Annotated in this window: 19 protein-coding genes and 1 pseudogene; 10 read left to right on the forward strand and 10 right to left on the reverse strand. The window is 70.0% G+C overall.

The window, feature by feature from the left end:
* Positions 1 to 19: 19 nt before the first annotated feature.
* Together DMH01_RS02600 and DMH01_RS02605 are read left to right on the forward strand one after the other, a co-directional pair.
* On the forward strand, positions 20 to 979 hold the full coding sequence (locus DMH01_RS02600) for a nucleoside hydrolase (RefSeq protein ID WP_125673511.1): 960 nt from the start codon (positions 20 to 22) through the stop codon (positions 977 to 979).
* Positions 979 to 2,106, forward strand: coding sequence for a bifunctional lysozyme/C40 family peptidase (locus DMH01_RS02605; RefSeq protein ID WP_125673512.1), 1,128 nt, complete (start codon positions 979 to 981; stop codon positions 2,104 to 2,106). Before DMH01_RS02600 ends, DMH01_RS02605 begins: the two co-directional genes overlap by 1 nt.
* A 3-nt stretch (positions 2,107 to 2,109) precedes the next feature.
* Here DMH01_RS02605 and DMH01_RS02610 read toward each other — a convergent pair whose 3' ends face one another.
* Complete coding sequence (locus DMH01_RS02610) at positions 2,110 to 2,550, reverse strand: VOC family protein (protein ID WP_125673513.1); 441 nt, start codon at positions 2,548 to 2,550, stop codon at positions 2,110 to 2,112.
* A 41-nt stretch (positions 2,551 to 2,591) separates the two neighbouring features.
* On the opposite strand from DMH01_RS02610, the gene DMH01_RS02615 reads away from it, so the two are divergent.
* A complete protein-coding gene (locus tag DMH01_RS02615) occupies positions 2,592 to 3,122 on the forward strand; it encodes a hypothetical protein (RefSeq protein ID WP_125673514.1) in 531 nt (176 codons plus the stop codon).
* On the opposite strand, the gene DMH01_RS02620 is transcribed toward DMH01_RS02615, so the two are convergent.
* The 3 genes from DMH01_RS02620 to DMH01_RS02630 are packed head-to-tail and all read right to left on the reverse strand — an operon-like array spanning position 3,098 to position 6,353.
* A complete protein-coding gene (locus DMH01_RS02620) occupies positions 3,098 to 3,982 on the reverse strand; it encodes an NAD(P)H-binding protein (RefSeq protein WP_233621379.1) in 885 nt (294 codons plus the stop codon). The two genes, DMH01_RS02615 and DMH01_RS02620, sit on opposite strands and share 25 nt — an antisense overlap.
* A 53-nt stretch (positions 3,983 to 4,035) precedes the next feature.
* Positions 4,036 to 4,980 (reverse strand): RNA polymerase sigma factor SigJ, encoded by a 945-nt coding sequence (gene sigJ, locus DMH01_RS02625; RefSeq protein ID WP_125673516.1) that lies wholly within the window; start codon positions 4,978 to 4,980, stop codon positions 4,036 to 4,038.
* A gap of 23 nt (positions 4,981 to 5,003) precedes the next feature.
* A complete protein-coding gene (locus DMH01_RS02630) occupies positions 5,004 to 6,353 on the reverse strand; it encodes a carotenoid oxygenase family protein (RefSeq protein ID WP_125673517.1) in 1,350 nt (449 codons plus the stop codon).
* An 89-nt stretch (positions 6,354 to 6,442) separates the two neighbouring features.
* Between DMH01_RS02630 and DMH01_RS02635 the strand changes: the two genes are divergently transcribed.
* A complete protein-coding gene (locus tag DMH01_RS02635) occupies positions 6,443 to 6,967 on the forward strand; it encodes a TetR/AcrR family transcriptional regulator (protein WP_125673518.1) in 525 nt (174 codons plus the stop codon).
* 1 nt (position 6,968) lies between these two features.
* Here the strand turns inward: DMH01_RS02635 and DMH01_RS02640 are convergent, their stop codons facing one another.
* The 3 genes from DMH01_RS02640 to DMH01_RS02650 all read right to left on the reverse strand — a co-directional run bounded on the left by DMH01_RS02640 (position 6,969) and on the right by DMH01_RS02650 (position 10,408).
* A complete protein-coding gene (locus tag DMH01_RS02640; protein ID WP_125673519.1) occupies positions 6,969 to 8,105 on the reverse strand; it encodes an NAD(P)/FAD-dependent oxidoreductase in 1,137 nt (378 codons plus the stop codon).
* A gap of 121 nt (positions 8,106 to 8,226) precedes the next feature.
* Positions 8,227 to 9,492: a carboxylesterase/lipase family protein gene (locus DMH01_RS02645; RefSeq protein ID WP_125673520.1), complete on the reverse strand. Its 1,266-nt coding sequence runs from the start codon at positions 9,490 to 9,492 to the stop codon at positions 8,227 to 8,229.
* Positions 9,493 to 9,502: 10 nt separating this feature from the next.
* A complete protein-coding gene (locus DMH01_RS02650) occupies positions 9,503 to 10,408 on the reverse strand; it encodes an MBL fold metallo-hydrolase (protein ID WP_125673521.1) in 906 nt (301 codons plus the stop codon).
* A gap of 102 nt (positions 10,409 to 10,510) precedes the next feature.
* On the opposite strand from DMH01_RS02650, the pseudogene DMH01_RS02655 reads away from it, so the two are divergent.
* A pseudogene (locus DMH01_RS02655) lies at positions 10,511 to 11,281 on the forward strand (helix-turn-helix domain-containing protein); the annotation flags it as partial.
* A 72-nt stretch (positions 11,282 to 11,353) separates the two neighbouring features.
* Here DMH01_RS02655 and DMH01_RS43150 read toward each other — a convergent pair.
* Complete coding sequence (locus DMH01_RS43150) at positions 11,354 to 11,725, reverse strand: VOC family protein (protein WP_158633181.1); 372 nt, start codon at positions 11,723 to 11,725, stop codon at positions 11,354 to 11,356.
* Between the two features lie 53 nt (positions 11,726 to 11,778).
* On the opposite strand from DMH01_RS43150, the gene DMH01_RS02665 reads away from it, so the two are divergent.
* On the forward strand, positions 11,779 to 12,228 hold the full coding sequence (locus tag DMH01_RS02665) for a MarR family winged helix-turn-helix transcriptional regulator (protein WP_125673524.1): 450 nt from the start codon (positions 11,779 to 11,781) through the stop codon (positions 12,226 to 12,228).
* Position 12,229: 1 nt separating this feature from the next.
* Here the strand turns inward: DMH01_RS02665 and DMH01_RS02670 are convergent, their stop codons facing one another.
* Positions 12,230 to 12,664: a hypothetical protein gene (locus DMH01_RS02670; RefSeq protein WP_125673525.1), complete on the reverse strand. Its 435-nt coding sequence runs from the start codon at positions 12,662 to 12,664 to the stop codon at positions 12,230 to 12,232.
* Between the two features lie 128 nt (positions 12,665 to 12,792).
* On the opposite strand from DMH01_RS02670, the gene DMH01_RS02675 reads away from it, so the two are divergent.
* The 3 genes from DMH01_RS02675 to DMH01_RS02685 are packed head-to-tail and all read left to right on the forward strand — an operon-like array spanning position 12,793 to position 14,258.
* Positions 12,793 to 13,245 carry a nuclear transport factor 2 family protein gene (locus DMH01_RS02675; RefSeq protein WP_233621380.1) on the forward strand — a complete coding sequence of 151 codons (453 nt, stop codon included), beginning with the start codon at positions 12,793 to 12,795 and terminating at the stop codon, positions 13,243 to 13,245.
* Positions 13,223 to 13,879, forward strand: coding sequence for a transcriptional repressor LexA (gene lexA / locus DMH01_RS02680; protein WP_125673526.1), 657 nt, complete (start codon positions 13,223 to 13,225; stop codon positions 13,877 to 13,879). The genes DMH01_RS02675 and lexA overlap by 23 nt, the downstream gene beginning before the upstream one ends.
* A 37-nt stretch (positions 13,880 to 13,916) precedes the next feature.
* The gene (locus DMH01_RS02685) at positions 13,917 to 14,258 is read left to right on the forward strand and encodes a VOC family protein (protein WP_125673527.1); all 342 of its coding nucleotides are present in this window, start codon (positions 13,917 to 13,919) and stop codon (positions 14,256 to 14,258) included.
* Position 14,259: 1 nt separating this feature from the next.
* On the opposite strand, the gene DMH01_RS02690 is transcribed toward DMH01_RS02685, so the two are convergent.
* The gene (locus DMH01_RS02690; protein WP_125673528.1) at positions 14,260 to 14,607 is read right to left on the reverse strand and encodes a DoxX family protein; all 348 of its coding nucleotides are present in this window, start codon (positions 14,605 to 14,607) and stop codon (positions 14,260 to 14,262) included.
* A gap of 181 nt (positions 14,608 to 14,788) precedes the next feature.
* Between DMH01_RS02690 and DMH01_RS02695 the strand changes: the two genes are divergently transcribed.
* Positions 14,789 to 15,397, forward strand: coding sequence for a TetR/AcrR family transcriptional regulator (locus tag DMH01_RS02695; RefSeq protein ID WP_125673529.1), 609 nt, complete (start codon positions 14,789 to 14,791; stop codon positions 15,395 to 15,397).

Raw genomic sequence — 15,397 nt, forward strand, 5'->3', positions numbered from 1 at the left:
CGCAAAGGGGAGCACGCGCATGGGCACCAAGCTGATCATCGACACCGACCCGGGGGTCGACGACGCCTTCGCGCTGGCGCTGGCCACGCAAGCGGAGGACGTCGACCTCCTGGGCGTGACCACGGTGTTCGGCAACGTCCCGCTGAGCCACACCACCGCCAACGCCCGCCGCCTGCTGCAGCTCTTCGGCCGTGACGACGTGCCGGTCGCCGCCGGCGCCGCGCGGCCGCTGGTGTACGACAACGCCAAGCCCGCCGGGTACGTCCACGGCCAGGACGGCCTTTCCGGCCACGCCGGGACGCTGCCGGAGGCGAAGCGCCCGCTCGACGAACGCGGCGCCGTCCGCCTGCTGGTGGATCTGCTGGAAGCCGCCGACGAGCCGGTGACCATCGCCCCGATCGGCCCGCTGACGAATATCGCGCTGCTGCTGGCGGCCCATCCGGACATCCGCGAGAAGATCGGCCGGATCGTCGTCATGGGCGGCGGGGTGACCAAGGGGAACTCCACCACGGCGGCCGAGTTCAACATCTGGAGCGACCCCGAAGCCGCGCGCCGGGTGCTGGTCGACGAGGACATCCCGACGGTGCTGGTCCCGCTGGACATCACCCACCAGTGTTCGGTCGACACGGATTGGCTCGGCAAACTCGCCGCGTCCGGCCCGCTCGGAGCGGCACTCGAAGCGCTGACCCCGACGTACGTGAAGCACTACACCCCGATCCTCGGCCTGCCGGGGATGGTCATGCACGACGCGGTCGCGGTGGCCGAAGCGATCCAGCCGGGCATCCTCGACCTCGAGTCGTACCCCGTGGACGTCGAGTGCGGCTTCGGTCCCGCGCGCGGCGCGACACTGGTAGACCGGCGAAGGCTGCGAAGCACCGACCCGCAGGCCGTCCCGGGCCGCACCATCGACGTGGCGCTGACCACCGACGTCGACGCCTTCCGCGAGTTCGTCCTCGGCCGGATCACCGGGGGCCGGTGATGGAACAGGAAACCTCGCGCCGCCGCAGACTTCCGGTGATCATCGCCGCCGTCGTCGTCGCGAGCGCCGCCCTGGTCGCCGCCATCACCTTCGCGCCGAAGGACGAGCCGAAGACGGAGGCCGCCGCCGTCCAGTCCTCGGCCCCGCCCGAGCCGCCGCCGTCGTCGTCCGCCCCGGCGGAAATGCCGAAGGAACAGCCGAAGGTCCCGCAGCAGATGGGGCAGGAGTTCGACGCCTGGGTGTCGAAGACCAGCGGCTGGCTCGACATCCCGCTGCGCGCGATGACCGGCTACGCGAAGACCACCGTCGCGCTGAGCAAGGAAACGCCGGGGTGCCGTCTTTCCTGGGTGACGCTGGCCGCGCTCGGGAAGATCGCCTCCGATCACGGCCGCGCCGCCGGATCCGGCCTGAACGCCGACGGTGTGCTGACCAAACCGCTCGGCGCGGTCGAGGTCCGCGACTTCTACAACAAGGTCGTCTCGTCCGCGAACGCCAGCGGCCCACTGCAGCTGACGCCGTCGGTGTGGACTCAGTTCCAGGCCTCGGCGAGCGGCGGGAAGCCGAATCCGCAGAGCATCGACGACGCCACGCTCACCGCCGGGCGGGCCCTGTGCGCGGGCGGCCGCGACCTCGGCCAGGGCCAGACGTGGTGGAACGCGGTGAGCACGCTGCAGCCCGCGCCGCTGCTGATGCACCGCACGCTCGCGACGGTGAACGTCTACGGCACGGTCGGCCAGAGCCCGCAGCCGCCGAACGCGGCGGCCTTGAGCGCGGTCAACTTCGCCATCGACAAGATCGGGCTGCCCTACGTCTGGGGTGGCAACGGCACCGGCGGCGGCGACCCCGGTTTCGACTGCTCGGGCCTGACGACGGCCGCGTACGCGAGTGCCGGCGTCAAGCTCATGCGCACCGCCCACACGCAGTACCACAGCGTGGACAAGGTGACCGATCCCCAGCTGGGCGACTTGATCTTCTACGGCGAGCCGAACACGAAGATCCACCACGTCGGGCTGTACATCGGGAACCAGCAGATGATCGACGCCCCGCAGACCGGGCAGGCGGTGCAGGTGCACACCTACCGGAAACAGGGCGACGACTACGCCGGAGCTGGCCGGCCGACGGCCTGAGCCTTAACGCCAGGGCATGTGCTGCAGGCACCAGGTATTGCCGTCGGGGTCGGCGAAGTACGCGTAGAACACTCCGCCGAGGTCCTCGACCTCGCTGATCTCGACACCGCGTTCGGCGAGTTCCGCACGGGACGCCTCGATGTCGGCGACCACCAGGTGCAGACCGCGCAGTGTGCCCGGAGGCATGTCGAGGGTGGGGAGACCTTCGGCGAGGGTGATCGAGCAGGCCGAACCGGGTGGGGTGAGCTGGACGATGCGGACACCGGGCTTCGGGTTGACGTCGACGTCGAGGCGGAACCCGAGCCGGTCCTGGTAGAAGGTCTTGGCCCGGTCGATGTCGGTGACCGGCACCGGCACCAGTTCCAGCAACAGCGTGCCGGGCGGCACGGGTGGGTTGCCGGAATCCTGGGAGTTCTCGCCGGCGGGGGTGGGAGTGTCGGTCATAGTGGCGCCTTTCGTGGAGCCTACTGACATAGGGTGACCGAGTGTATTCACCGATCCCGGTCCTGAACGAGCTCAAGGACCTCTACGACTCGACGCGCGACTACCTCGCCGACGGTTTCGAGCTGCACGACTACGACGACAAAGGCCAATTCCCCCAGGAGCTGGACGACCCCGCGTTCCTCTCGCGGCTGATTCCCTTCGCCCAGGCGAACGGGAGCGGCTCGACGTATGCGATCTGGCGAGCCGACGACGAGACGGACCTCGCCCTGTCGCCCGTCGTGGTCTTCGGCGACGGGGGCGGCGAGCACGTCGTCGCCCGCGACCTCACGGATTTACTGCGGCTGCTGGGTTTCGACGCCGAGATCATGGTCGACCACGAGTCTGCGTACTTCTACCGCGAGGAAGACGACGACCACAGCGGCGCGCACGAGCTGTTCGTCGAGTGGCTCCGTGAGCGCGGCCTGACGCCGGCCGAGGATCCGGACGGCGTCGTGGCCGCTGCTCAGGAGGCTCACGGGGAGCGGTTCAGGGCGTGGATCACGCCGTTCTACGAAAAGATCGGCTGGGCCTGAAAAGCCGCCGCGTTGTCGCGCGCCCAGCCGGCGAACGTGAGCGCCGGACGGCCGAGGAGTTCTTCCACCGTGGTGGTCGTCGGGCCCGGGCGCTCGCTGTAGTCGGCCAGTGAGCCGAGCAGGCGCGCGGGGACTTCCTCGGGGAGTCCCTGCGCGAGCATTCCCTGCCGTACCTGCTCGGGTGGAAGCTCCTGAAAGGACAGTGGCCTGCCTACGGCCGCGCCGATGAGCCGCACCTTTTCGTGCTGGTCCACCGGTCCCGGACCGGTCAGCGTGTACACCGACTCCGCCGGAAGGCCGCCGAGAAGAGCTTGCGCGGCGACCTCGGCGATGTCGGTTTCGTGGATCGGCGACGTGGCGGCCCGGCCGTACGCGCCGCGCACGACGTCGCCTGCCTTGATCTGCGGCGCCCAAGCCAGCGCGTTGGCGGCGAAATCCGCCAGGCGCAGCACCGTCCACTCCAGACCCGAGCGCGTGACGAGGTCTTCGGCGTGCTGGAACTGTGCGGCGAAACGGGCTTCCCCGGCCGGGTGCTCCACGGTGGTGGCCGACAGGAGCACCACTCGCCGGACACCTCGCCCGGCCGCCAGCTTCAGGAGCTCTTCGAGGCCGGGCCCGGTGGCACGCGGGCTGATCTGGATCGCTTCGACACCTTCCAGCGCCGTCTCGATCCAGGCGGGATGGAACAGGTCCCCGGCAACGGCTTCCGCGCCACCGGGCAGCCCTGCCCCGTCGCCGCGAGTGACCGCGCCGACGGAGGAACCCCGGTCCAGCAACATATTCGTCACCTGGCGTCCCACGACGCCGTTCGCTCCGGTGATCAGGATCATGATCGTTCCCTTGCTCGTCGGGATGTTCACCCCCTGAACCGGACAGCGGCGCGAAACCTGACAGCGGCGGGCTGTGATCCGGGTCACCAGCCGGTGACGAGTGGCTCCCCGTGCCCAGAACCGGCCCACCGGCGCGTCGCGCGCTCGAGTTTGGCGGGGTTCGCCTGGGTGTGGACGCCCACGATGCCGTCGGCGGTCACGTCGAAGGAGACGACCCCGACGACCCGGCCCTCGTTCATCAGCACCAGCGCGGGAGCGCCGTTGGCGACGGTGGCGAACAGCGCGGGCTTGCCGCCGATCAACGACCACTTCTCCGCGCTCGGCTTGAAAAGCCCGCTCACGAACCTCGCCACCCGTAGCGCGCCGGTGACCGGCCGCGGCAGCGCGAAGAGCGTGCCACCACTTTCGCCGTCACTGATCACGTCGTCGGCCAGCATCCGGACCAGCGTGTCGGTCCGGCCGCTGAGCGCCGCGGCGAGGAACTCCTCGACGATCTTGCGGGCCGCGGCCGCGTCGACCTCCACCCGGCGGCGGTCGGCCGCCAGATGCCCCTTGGCACGCCGGTAGATCTGCTGGCAGTTCGACTCGGTGACGTCGAGCACCTCGGCGATCTCGGCGTGCGAGTACCCGAACGCCTCGCGCAGCACGTACACGACGCGTTCCTTGGCCGAGAGCCGCTCCATCAGCGTGAGCATCGCGAGGGAGACCGACTCGCGCTGCTCGACGGTGTCGGACGGCCCGAGCATCCGGTCCCCGGCGAAGACCGGTTCGGGAAGCCATTGGCCCACAGCGGTTTCCCGCCGGGCCCGCGCCGAGGTGAGCCGGTTGAGGCAGAGGTTGGTGAGCACCTTCGTCAGCCAGGCCTCGGGTGTCTCGACGGACCCGTGGTCGGCGGACTGCCAGCGCAGGAACGTGTCCTGCACCGCGTCCTCCGCGTCGCTCGCCGACCCCAGCAGGCGATACGCGATCGCCTCCAACCGGCCACGGGCCGCCTCGAACACCTCGACTTCGCGGGGGCCCACCAGCATCGCTCCAGATTAGCCATCGCGCCTCAGACGGCGGGGATCCAGCTGCCGTGCAGCCCCAGCGGGACACGGGCGGGCAGGTGGATCTTCGCCAGTGGATCGCCGGTGAAGTCCTGGGCCGCGAGGATCACCAGGTCCGCCGCGCCCCGATCGCGGTCGTGGACGTAGACCAGGTTGTAGCCGTCGTCCTCCGCCGCGGCCCTTGCCGACGGGACGAACACGGTCTCCCCCGCGCTCGCGTCACGGCCGAACTCGTGGGTCTCGGTGACCCCGGCCAGGAGATCGTGCTTGAGGAGGGCGCTGCTGAAACCCTCGTCCGGCCGGTCCGGTTCGGTGACGCTCGGGGTGGCGTACAGCTCCGCCGCCGCCGAATAGCCGTAGCGGTAAGGCTTTCCGCCGAACCGGCCGTTCAGGCGCGGGAAGTCCTGCGGGCGGTCGTGCAGCACCGTGCGGGTGATTCGGCCGGCGGTGAGGTCCGCGGTCCAGCGTTCGAGCACGGGCTTCGAGGCGCCGACGTCGCCGAAGTCCACCGGACGGGGATGTACGACCACGTCGACCACCACGTTTCCGTTGTCCTCGAAGGCGTTCAGGGTGTGGCCGATCATGACCGGCGCGGTCTCGAACCACCGCACCGTCCCGTCCGCCCTCGACAGCAGGCCCAGCCGTGACGGCAGGTCCCGGTTCCAGTGGAACGGCACCCCGGTCGCGAGGCGCTCGGGCGCGAAGACCATCGGGGACTCGTAGAGCACCACGTAACGCTCGGTGAGCGCGAAGTCGTGCATGTACGGCAGGGTCGGCGCCTTGATGTCGGTGACGCTCCGGTTGCGCCCGTCGGGACCGATCACGATGTGCTGCACGAAGTCCGCGCCGTAGCGGAAGGCCAGCGAGTGCAGCTCGCCGGTGGCGTGGTCGTACTTGCTGTGCGCGTTGGCGGAGAAGCCCTGTTCCGTGACACCGAGGGAAGCCGGTCCGACGGTGTCGAGCTCGTCGGTCAGCTCGTACGGGGCGAGCCCTCCTTCGATGAGCGCGTACAGGCGACCTCCGTGGCCCGCGACCTGGACGTTCGGCGCGAAGTCCAGGCGCTCGTCGGCGACCTGCCCGCGTCGCGGTTCCCCGAGCCGATCGGCAACGGAGGCCGAACGGACCCAGCGGTTGCGGTACCACTCGGCGCGGCCGTCGCGCAGACGCACGCCGTGGACCATGCCCTCCCCGAGGGTCCAGATCCGCGCCGACGCGTCTTCCAGACCCAGCGGGTTCGGGCCGATGCGCAGGTAGCGGCCGTCGAGGTCATCGGGAATCTTCCCGCTGACGGGCAGGTCGAAGGCGGTGATCTCTTCGGTGACCGGGGCGAAGTTGCCGAGGACGTAGCGATTCATCGTCGTTCCTTTGCGATGCGAGGGTCTTGAACATTTGTATAATACATTTGTATAAGACGCTTGTCACAGCACGCCGCTAGGATCGCGGTATGGGACAACGAGAGGACCTCCTCGACGGGGCCAAGCGCTGCCTGGTCGAACGCGGCTACGCGCACACCACCGCGCGGGACATCACCGCCGCGTCCGGCGCGAACCTCGGCTCCATCGGGTACCACTTCGGGTCCAAAGAGGCCCTCATGAACGAGGCCATGATCGAGCTGTCCACCGAAGCGGTGGAGCGACTGCGGGAACCGGAGGGTGTTTCGCCCCTCGCCACCTGGCAGAACCTTGTCGGCTCCTTCGCCGAGCAGCGCGACCTGTGGACCGCGGTCCTGGAAAGCGCGACGCAGGCCATCCGCTTCCCGGACCTCCGTGAACGGCTCGCCGATGCCCAGGACGAAGCCCGCAAGGTCCTCGGGGAACGGCTGTCCCCCACCGACGCCGACGCGGCGGGAGCCGTCCAGCTCGCCCTCATCGTCGGCGTGATGATGCAGCACCTCGTCGCGCCGGATCGGGCCCCCGGCGCGGAAAAGATCGTCCGCGGACTGGAGGCCCTCGCCGGCGGCAAGGACTGACTCAGGCCTTCCGTTCCTCGATCCCGAACAGCTTCAGCAGCCGCTCGGGGATTTCTTCCCCGAAGATGCTTTCGAGCAGGACTTCCTCCTCCATGGGCGTTTCACAGCGGACGAACATGGCCTGCTCGTATTCGGCGAGCGCGGTCTCGACGTCGTCGGGACGCGCGGCGAGGGCTTTGGCGAGTTCGGCGCCGTCGAGCATCGCGAGGTTGGCGCCTTCGCCGTTCGCCGGCGCGAGATGCGCGGCGTCGCCCAGCAAGGTCACGCCGGGGACGCGTTCCCAGCGCAGCCCGGACGGCAAGGCGAAGGCGGGGCGATGGATCGGCGCGACGTCGCTTTCGGTGATCAGCGCGGTGAGCTCGGGCGACCAGCCGTCGAACTCCGCCGCGATCCTCGCCTTGGCGGCTTCGGCGTCGGTGAAGTCGATGGCGTCGAACCACTCCAGCGGCTTGGTGAGCTCCACGTAGGCGTGCAGCGTGTCGCCGCTTTCCCGGTGGGCGTTGATACTCACGCCCTCCGTGGCCCCGGTCCCGAACATCGATCCGCCCCCGACCGTCTTCGCCACGGCGGCATGCCGGGTTTCGGAGTCGTACAGATAGGTCTCGACGTACGAGCTGCCGGAGTACTCGGGAACGGCGTCGGTCAGCAACGACCGGATCCGTGACCAGGCGCCGTCCGCGCCGACCAGGAGCCCCGCGACGACGGTGGTGCCGTCGTCAAAGGTCACCTCGTGACGGCCGTCGCCGAGTGTCCGGGCGCCGACGGCCTTGCGCCCCCACCGGACGGTGCCTTCGGGGAGCGAGTCGAGCAGCATTCGCCGCAGGTCCCCGCGTTGCGCCTCGGGACGCCCGCCCGTGCCGTCGTCGCCCCGTTCGAACAGGACGGTCCCGTCCGACTCGAGGACCCGCAGTGCCTGGCGGCCCTCCAGGACGATGCCGCGGAACTCCTCGGTCAGCCCGGCCGCCTCGAGGGCGAGCCGGCCGTTGTAGTCGTGGATGTCGAGCATCCCGCCCTGCAGGCGCGAAGCCGGGGACGGTTCCGCTTCGTAGACCTCGGACGGGATGCCGTGGACGTGCAGGACCCTGGCGAGGGTGAGCCCGCCGAGCCCGGCGCCGATGATCGTGACAGGGATGTTCATGGTGACTCCTCGAGCCGCTTCTGGAATGACATTCCAGAGCGTGCTCCCGGCCGCTGGCAGGCGGCGCACACGACGCTGGCAGGCGGCGCACACGACGCTGGCACCGGGCCGGCAGGCGCTGTCAGCCGAAGAATTCGACGGTGTCCGCCGGCCAGCCGGGGTCGCCGGTCCTCGCGAAGGCGACCCACGCGCCGTGCATCCTGGCCGCGAGACCTTCCGGAGCGGGATCGGGCCCGAGCAGGCCCGCCTCCCCGTGCAGCCACGGCTCACCGGCGATGTCGAAGACGAACGGCAACTCGACGGTATGGGCGGCGCCGAGCCGTCCGTCCAACGCCGTCGAGCGATGGCCGAACGAGTACCGGTGGGTGTGGCCGCCCGAGATCCGCGCGTGCGCCGTCGCCAGCCGCTCGGTACCGGCGCCGAACAGCGTGTGCCCGAGATCCGGTCGGCCGTAAAGGTTTCCTTCCTCGGTGTTGGTGCCGATGAGCAGGGCGACGTCGCCGTGGAGAGGACCGTCGGCCGACTGGACCGGCGACACGAGACTGAACGGGCTCAGCCCGGCCAGCGGATCTTCGGCGGTTTCGGTCCGCAGATCGAGACCGGCCAGCGCGGGCAGGATCTCCACGAACCGCTCGTCCGGGATCTCTCCGAACGCTCCCGCGGTGGGCTCGGTTCCCAGCGTCGAAGCGGCCTTCTCGGTGACCCGGGCGGCCTGCTCCGGCGTGAAGGCGCCGGTTCCGCTGCCGCTCTGGACGATCGCCCGGCGGAACAATCCCTTGGCCTCCGGCGTCGCGAGCAGCGCGCCGGTGAGCGTCGCCCCCGCGGATTGCCCGAAGACGGTGACGTTGTCCGGATCGCCCCCGAACACCGCGACCGTGTCCCGCACCCAGCCGAGCGCGGCGAGCACGTCGAGCAGCCCCCGGTTGGGCGGAGCGCCCTCCAGGTCGAGGAAACCGGGAACGCCGAGTCGGTAGTTCACCGTCACCAGGACGACGCCGTCGCGCGCGAACGCTCTTCCGTCGTACAGCGCGGCGCGGGCAGAACCGGTGACGAAACCGCCACCGTGCACGAACACCATGACCGGGCGACGTCCGCCGTCCGCCGCGGGCGTCTGGACGTCGACGGTGAGGTACTCGTCGCCGCGCACCCAGCCGGGTCCGAAATACGGGGTCATGTCGAGCCCGCCGAAATCGCGCACCGGTTGGGGCGCCGTCGGCCCGGGCCGTGTGCCGTCGCGGACGCCGGACCAGCCCGGGTGCGGCGATGGCGGAAGGAAGCGGCCGGGCCCGATCGGCGCCGCCGCGTACGGGATGGCGCGGTAGAGCTCACCGAAGGAGTCGCGTCGGCCACGCACGACGCCGGATGGGGTTTCTGCTTGTACGTACACGAAAAACTCCTCAGGAGAGGGCGGAGAACCCGGCCCACCGCGCGATCGCGAACTTCGATCCTCGGCGCTCGACCCGCAGAGCGCCCTGAGCACCGAAATGCGCCGGGAAGACGAGAGCGTGGTCGTCGGCGGCCTGGCCGAGCAGTTTGTGCCGGGTGGCCCGGGATCCGGCCGGGTCTTCGCAATAGGGCGAATTGGTGTCCGGCTCCACGATCTGCAGCGCGGTGTGCACGAGGTCGCCCACGAACAACGCCCGCTCCCCGCCCGATTCCAGGGTGAGCACGGACGAGCCGGGGGTGTGGCCGGGCGCGAGATCCAGCCGCAGATTCCGGTCGATGCGGTACGTGCCGTCCCACAGCCGGGTCAGCCCCGCCTCGTGCACCGGCGCGACACTGTCCTCGAAGACGTTCTGGTTTCCGCGCCCCAGCACGGAATCGTGTGCTTCGGCCGGATTCCAGAAATCGAAATCGGGCCGCGGCATCAGATACGTGGCGTTCGGGAAGGTCGGCACCCAGGTGCGGCCGTCGAGCCGCGTGTTCCAGCCGACGTGGTCGATGTGCAGATGCGTGTTGACCACGACGTCGACGTCCTCGGGCCGCACCCCGGCGGCCGCGAGGTTGTCGAGGTAGGCGGTGTCGAGGCGGTTCCACACCGCCGCGTACGGCCGGTCCTTGTGATTGCCGACCCCGGTGTCGACGAGGATCGTGCGTCCTTCGCTGCGGATCAGCCACGACTGCAGCGCCGCGCGGCACTCGTTCGTCTCGGGGTTCCAGAAATCGGGCGCCAGCCAGTCGCGGTGTTCGTCCCACGCGCCGCCGGGGCTGTCCGGCATGAACTCGGCCGGGGTCATGCCGAGCGAACCGTAGAACTCCTTGACCCGGGTGACCGTGACGTCTCCGATGGTGATCTCGTCCATGCCACCGAGCCTGGCGGCCCGTGCGCGCCCGGACCACGCCCCGCTTTTCCTCCCACTGGGAGGGTGTGGCTGCCAGTGGCCACGCAACGGATACTCGGGTTCATGGACGGACCTGGCCCACTCGGCGACTTCCTGCAGGCGCGACGGGCCCGGCTGCGCCCGGAAGACGTCGGCCTGCGCGATTTCGGGGCACGCCGCCGGGTGGCCGGGCTGCGGCGCGAGGAACTGGCCCAGCTCGCGGGAGTCAGCGTTTCCTACTACGCGCGGCTGGAGCAGGGCATGTCGCGCGGCGCCTCGGCCGAGGTGCTCGACGCCATCGCCCGCGCGCTCCGGCTCGACGGCCACGAACGCGAACACCTCGAACGGCTCGCCACCGCCGCCCGCCGCACCCCGCGGGCACGCCGTCCACGGCCCGAGAAGCTCCACGACGAGACACGGGATCTCCTGGGCACCGTCGACGCTCCCGCCCTGGTGCTCGGCCGCCGCTCGGACGTCCTGGCGTGGAACGCCCTCGGCCACGCCCTGCTGGGCGGGCATCTGGACTTCCACGCGCCGGACGACCCGGCGCGACGGCCGAACATGAGCCGGATGCTGTTCCTGGATCCGCACTGCCGGGACCTGTACGCCGACTGGAAACGGAAGATCCGCGCGGTGGTCGGCAACCTGCGGATCGCCGTCGGCAAGCATCCCGAAGACCCGCTGCTCGCGGAACTGATCGGCGAGCTGACGATGAAGAGCCCCGAGTTCGTCGCGCTCTGGAGCGACCATCGCGTGCGGCCCTGTGACGCCGAAAGCTACGAACTGCGGCATCCGGTCGTCGGCTCGGTCACGGTGGCCCAGCAGACCCTGTCGATCGCCCGTTCACCGGATCAGTTGCTGGTCGTGTGCACGACCCCCGCCGGCTCGTCCGACGCGCAGGCACTCGCGCTGCTGCGGCAGGCGGGCTCAGGCCTTGTCGTGCACGGTGATCGCGTAGCCGTCGGGGTCCGCGAAGGCGAACGTGCGGCCGAACGGCCCGTCGAACGGCTCCGTGAGGATGGCGACGCCGGCGTCGGCCAGCCGGTCGTGCAGGCCCTGCGCGTCGTCGGCGTGCAGCCACATCGCCACTCCTGAGCCCGGCCGCGGGGAGATGGCGTCGAGATCCGTGCCCGGCACGGGTTCCCGCACCGCGAACGGGATGGTCTTCGTGCCGAACACCACCGCGTGCGGCGGTGCGACGGGCAGTCTGCTCAGCCCGAGGTGGGTTTCGTAGAACGCGGCGGCACGGTCGAGGTCGCGTACCTGCAGTGAGAAGAAATCGGGTCCGGTCACGGTCATGTCGTCCTCCATGTCAGTGTGTTGACATCCTGAACGTATGTCATGATGCTGACATGAGTCAAGGCGAACAGGTCGGGCCTCTGGACCAAGCGGTGGGGTACATGCTGAAACGAGCGGCGACGGCGCTCCGGACGGCGATGGACACCGCGTTGCGCCCCCTCGACCTGACCGTGCCGCAGTACTCCTGCCTCGAAGTGCTGTCGCAGCGGCCGGGGCTGTCCAACGCGGAACTGGCCAGGGCCGTGTTCGTCACCCGGCAGTCGATGAACCTGGTCCTGCGCGGCCTGCAGGACCGCGGGCTCATCACCCGCCCGACGACGGCGCCCCAGGGCCGGGCCCTGCCCAGCACGCTCACCCCCGCCGGACGCGAACGGCTCCGCACCGCCAGCGGCGTCGTCCGCGCGGTCCAGGACCGGATGCTCACGCCGTTTTCGGCGGACCAGCGGGACCGGCTGCTGCACGACCTCGCCGCCTGCGCCGACGCGCTCGCCCCCGAGGAATGACTCAGGACCTCTTGCTCACCAACGTCTCCGGCTTGAACGCGTACACGTCGGCGCCCTGGACCAGCACGTGCCATTCACCGCAGACCTTGTCGGTCCGGCTCTCCTGTCCCTGCGGCCACCACTGGGCGGCGAGCGTGGCCGGCTGCGTCGCGGCCGGCCCCGGCACGCAGACGGCGGGCAGCTTGCCGCCGGTGAATTTCAGGAGGCGTTCCGAACCCGTGGTCCGGATGACCTCGGTGACCGACGTCGCCCCGTCCGGCACCCACTCCGGCAGGCGGGCGTCCTCGTTCCGCTTGCCCTCCGCGCCGGTCGCGTAGCCGACCGTCTTGACGTGCCCGTTCGCCTTTTCGGTCAGTCCTTCCTTGAGACCGCATCCGGACAGGGCGACCGTGGCCGTCGCGGCGGCGAGGACCGCCGCGGTGATCTTCGTGTTCATACGATCGAGTCAACCTCGCGGAACCGTCCGCGGGATCGAACTTTCGGCTCGCCCGCGCCGCCATCCGGCCGATCTCCACGTCGGATAACCGCCAGCGCTCGGCGGCGTGGCGCACAACAGTGGTCGTCGTGACAACGACAACAGACGCCCTGTCCGTGCTCAAGGGCATGTACGCGGCGGAAGCCGAGTACCTCGCCGCGGGCGGTGCCACCTTCGCACCGCTCGCCCCGTTCTTCTCCCCGGCCGTGGTGCTGCACCAGGCGGATTCCCTGCCCTACGGCGGAATCTGGCGCGGCCACGAGGGCATGGAGCGGTTCTTCGCCGCGATGAGCGACACCTGGGACGTCTTCGAAATGGTGGAGCAGAGCTTCCTGAGCGAGACCAGCCCTCTGGTCGTCCTGACCCACGTGCACGCCCGCGCCAGGGCCACCGGCCGCGAGCTGGATTTCGCGATCCTGCAGACGATCACCGTCGAGGACGGGCGCATCACCGAGGTGCGGCCGTTCTACTGGGACACCGCGGCGATCTCGGCGGCCTGCACGAACTACCATTCCGCTGATGACCGCCTACCAAGATCTTGAGCTGTTCGAGGAAGCCGCTTCCCTGCCCGAGCGGCAGCAGAAGATCCTGCTGACCATCCGCGAATGGGTGATGGAGTACGGATACTCGCCGAGCACGCGCGAGATCGGTGAAGCGGTCGGGCTCCGCTCGACGTCCTCGGTGTCGAAGCACCTCGCGGCCTTGGAGGAGAAGGGCTTCCTCCGCCGCAGCAGCTCGATCTCCCGCCCCATCGACGTCCGCGCCTTCCTGCACGGCGCCACGTCGAAAACGTCCACAGAGGACTCCGTGCCGGTCCCCGTCGTCGGTGACATCGCCGCCGGAACGCCGATCTCGGCCGTCGAGCACGTCGACGACGTGATGACCCTTCCGCGTGAACTCACCGGGCGCGGCAACGTCTTCGGACTGCGGGTGCGCGGTGACTCGATGATCGACGCGGCGATCTGCGACGGCGACATCGTCGTGGTCAAGCAGCAGCAGGAGGCGCACTCCGGCCAGATCGTCGCCGCGATGATCGACGAGGAGGCCACGGTCAAGGTGTACCGCCGCCGCGACGGCCACGTGTACCTCGAACCGCGCAACCCCGCCTACGACGTCATAGACGGGGACCGCGCGTCCGTGCTGGGTGTCGTGGTTTCCGTACTGCGCAGCGTCTGAGCGATTCCTGTCGGTGGTCCGGAGTAGCTTCCAGCCCATGTACGAAATCGACTTCGTCGAGTTCCCGTCGAGTTCGGCGGCGGACTCGAGCAAGTTCTTCGCAACGGCCTTCGGGTGGACGGCGGCGTCGTACGGCCCGACGTACACCGACGTCCAGGGTGGCGGCGTGGTCTCCTTCGGTTTCCAGCAGGACACCGCGGAGCAGACGACCGCGCCGCTGGTGACGATCCGCACCGACGACCTCGAACGGGCGAAGGATTCCGTCGAGGCCGCGGGCGGAGTCGTCACGGCAGGGCCGTTCTCGTTCCCCGGCGGGCGCCGGTTCCACTTCCGCGAGCCCGGCGGCGCCGAACTCGCGGTGTGGTCCCCGGATTCCTGACTCAAGCGGCGAAGCCCAGCACCAAGGAGGCGGCGACAGGCGCCATGTACATCAGCGGGAACGCGACGTGCGACGGCCAGTGCGCGCGGAGCACGGTGATCACGGCACCGGTGAAGTAGAGCACCAGGCCGATCCCGGCCGCGACGCCGAGCACGGGCACCCACAGGCCGGCGATCAGGCCGAGCGCGCCCGCCGCTTTGGCGACGCCGAGCGGCGTCCACCAGCCGCGGGGAACGCCATAGTCGGCCAGCGGCTGTACGACCCACTTGGCGCGGAAGAAGATCGAGGCGGCCGAGAAGGCGGCCATGAGGGCTCCGACGGCGGTGACGATGACGTAGGCAGTGGTCATTTTCGGTTTCTCCTCGGGTTCTCGGTGGTTCGCCGGGTTGACCCCGGCCGGCCGCCGGATGTGACAACCTGGCGGCGCAGGCGCCCATGACCCACGTCACATCCCGCGACGGCACGCCGACGCGTTTTGGAGCACTCGCTCTCTTATTGTTCTAGAGCAAGCGCTCTGTTACTGTCGCCCCATGCCCCGCCCCCGCGTGCACGACTTGGATCGGCTGCTCGACGCGGCCGAGCGCCTCGTCGTCGAGACGGGCGCCCACGGCGTCACCGTCCGGTCCCTCGCGGCCGCCGCGGGCGTGTCCAACGGCACGATCTATCACGCCTTCGGCTCACTAGGCGCCTTGCTGGCCCGAGTCTGGCTCCGCGCGGCGGGCGAGTTCCTCGACCTTCAGACCGAGCTGGCGGATCAGGCGGAAGACCCGGTCGAGGCGGTCACGGCCGCGGCGGGCACACCGGCCGCGTTCGCCGACCGCAGGCCGGAAGCGGCCCGCCTGCTCATCACCGTCAAGAAGGAGGACGTGCTCGGTCCGCAGGTTCCCGAAGCCCTCGCCGCCGACCTCCTGGCCCTCGACAAACGCGTGATCGCACTCTTGGTCCGGCTCGCCGGACGGCTCTGGGACCGGCGGGACGCGCAGGCCGTCGAGGTGCTGACGACCTGCGTGGTCGATCTGCCGACAGCCCTGTTCCGCCGCGCGTTCACCGCGGGCGAGCCGATCTCCGAAGCCTCCCGGACCCGGCTCGCCGCCGCGGTCCGCGCCATACTCCTGCTCCCACCCCCACGAAAGGACTGA

It is taken from the genome of Amycolatopsis sp. WAC 04182, assembly GCF_003947465.1.
GTDB lineage: Bacteria > Actinomycetota > Actinomycetes > Mycobacteriales > Pseudonocardiaceae > Amycolatopsis.

Bases quoted from the DNA above. Each gene is read 5' to 3' on its own strand.
- DMH01_RS02650 (WP_125673521.1), bottom strand. From the start codon at position 10,408: ATGGACGAGATCACCATCGGAGACGTCACGGTCACCCGGGTCAAGGAG.
- DMH01_RS02630 (WP_125673517.1), bottom strand. From the start codon at position 6,353: ATGAATCGCTACGTCCTCGGCAACTTCGCCCCGGTCACCGAAGAGATC.
- DMH01_RS02665 (WP_125673524.1), top strand. From the start codon at position 11,779: ATGAGTCAAGGCGAACAGGTCGGGCCTCTGGACCAAGCGGTGGGGTAC.
- DMH01_RS02695 (WP_125673529.1), top strand. From the start codon at position 14,789: ATGCCCCGCCCCCGCGTGCACGACTTGGATCGGCTGCTCGACGCGGCC.
- DMH01_RS02690 (WP_125673528.1), bottom strand. From the start codon at position 14,607: ATGACCACTGCCTACGTCATCGTCACCGCCGTCGGAGCCCTCATGGCC.
- DMH01_RS43150 (WP_158633181.1), bottom strand. From the start codon at position 11,725: ATGACCGTGACCGGACCCGATTTCTTCTCACTGCAGGTACGCGACCTC.
- lexA (WP_125673526.1), top strand. From the start codon at position 13,223: ATGACCGCCTACCAAGATCTTGAGCTGTTCGAGGAAGCCGCTTCCCTG.
- DMH01_RS02685 (WP_125673527.1), top strand. From the start codon at position 13,917: ATGTACGAAATCGACTTCGTCGAGTTCCCGTCGAGTTCGGCGGCGGAC.
- DMH01_RS02610 (WP_125673513.1), bottom strand. From the start codon at position 2,550: ATGACCGACACTCCCACCCCCGCCGGCGAGAACTCCCAGGATTCCGGC.
- DMH01_RS02605 (WP_125673512.1), top strand. From the start codon at position 979: ATGGAACAGGAAACCTCGCGCCGCCGCAGACTTCCGGTGATCATCGCC.
- DMH01_RS02670 (WP_125673525.1), bottom strand. From the start codon at position 12,664: ATGAACACGAAGATCACCGCGGCGGTCCTCGCCGCCGCGACGGCCACG.
- DMH01_RS02600 (WP_125673511.1), top strand. From the start codon at position 20: ATGGGCACCAAGCTGATCATCGACACCGACCCGGGGGTCGACGACGCC.
- sigJ (WP_125673516.1), bottom strand. From the start codon at position 4,980: ATGCTGGTGGGCCCCCGCGAAGTCGAGGTGTTCGAGGCGGCCCGTGGC.
- DMH01_RS02635 (WP_125673518.1), top strand. From the start codon at position 6,443: ATGGGACAACGAGAGGACCTCCTCGACGGGGCCAAGCGCTGCCTGGTC.
- DMH01_RS02640 (WP_125673519.1), bottom strand. From the start codon at position 8,105: ATGAACATCCCTGTCACGATCATCGGCGCCGGGCTCGGCGGGCTCACC.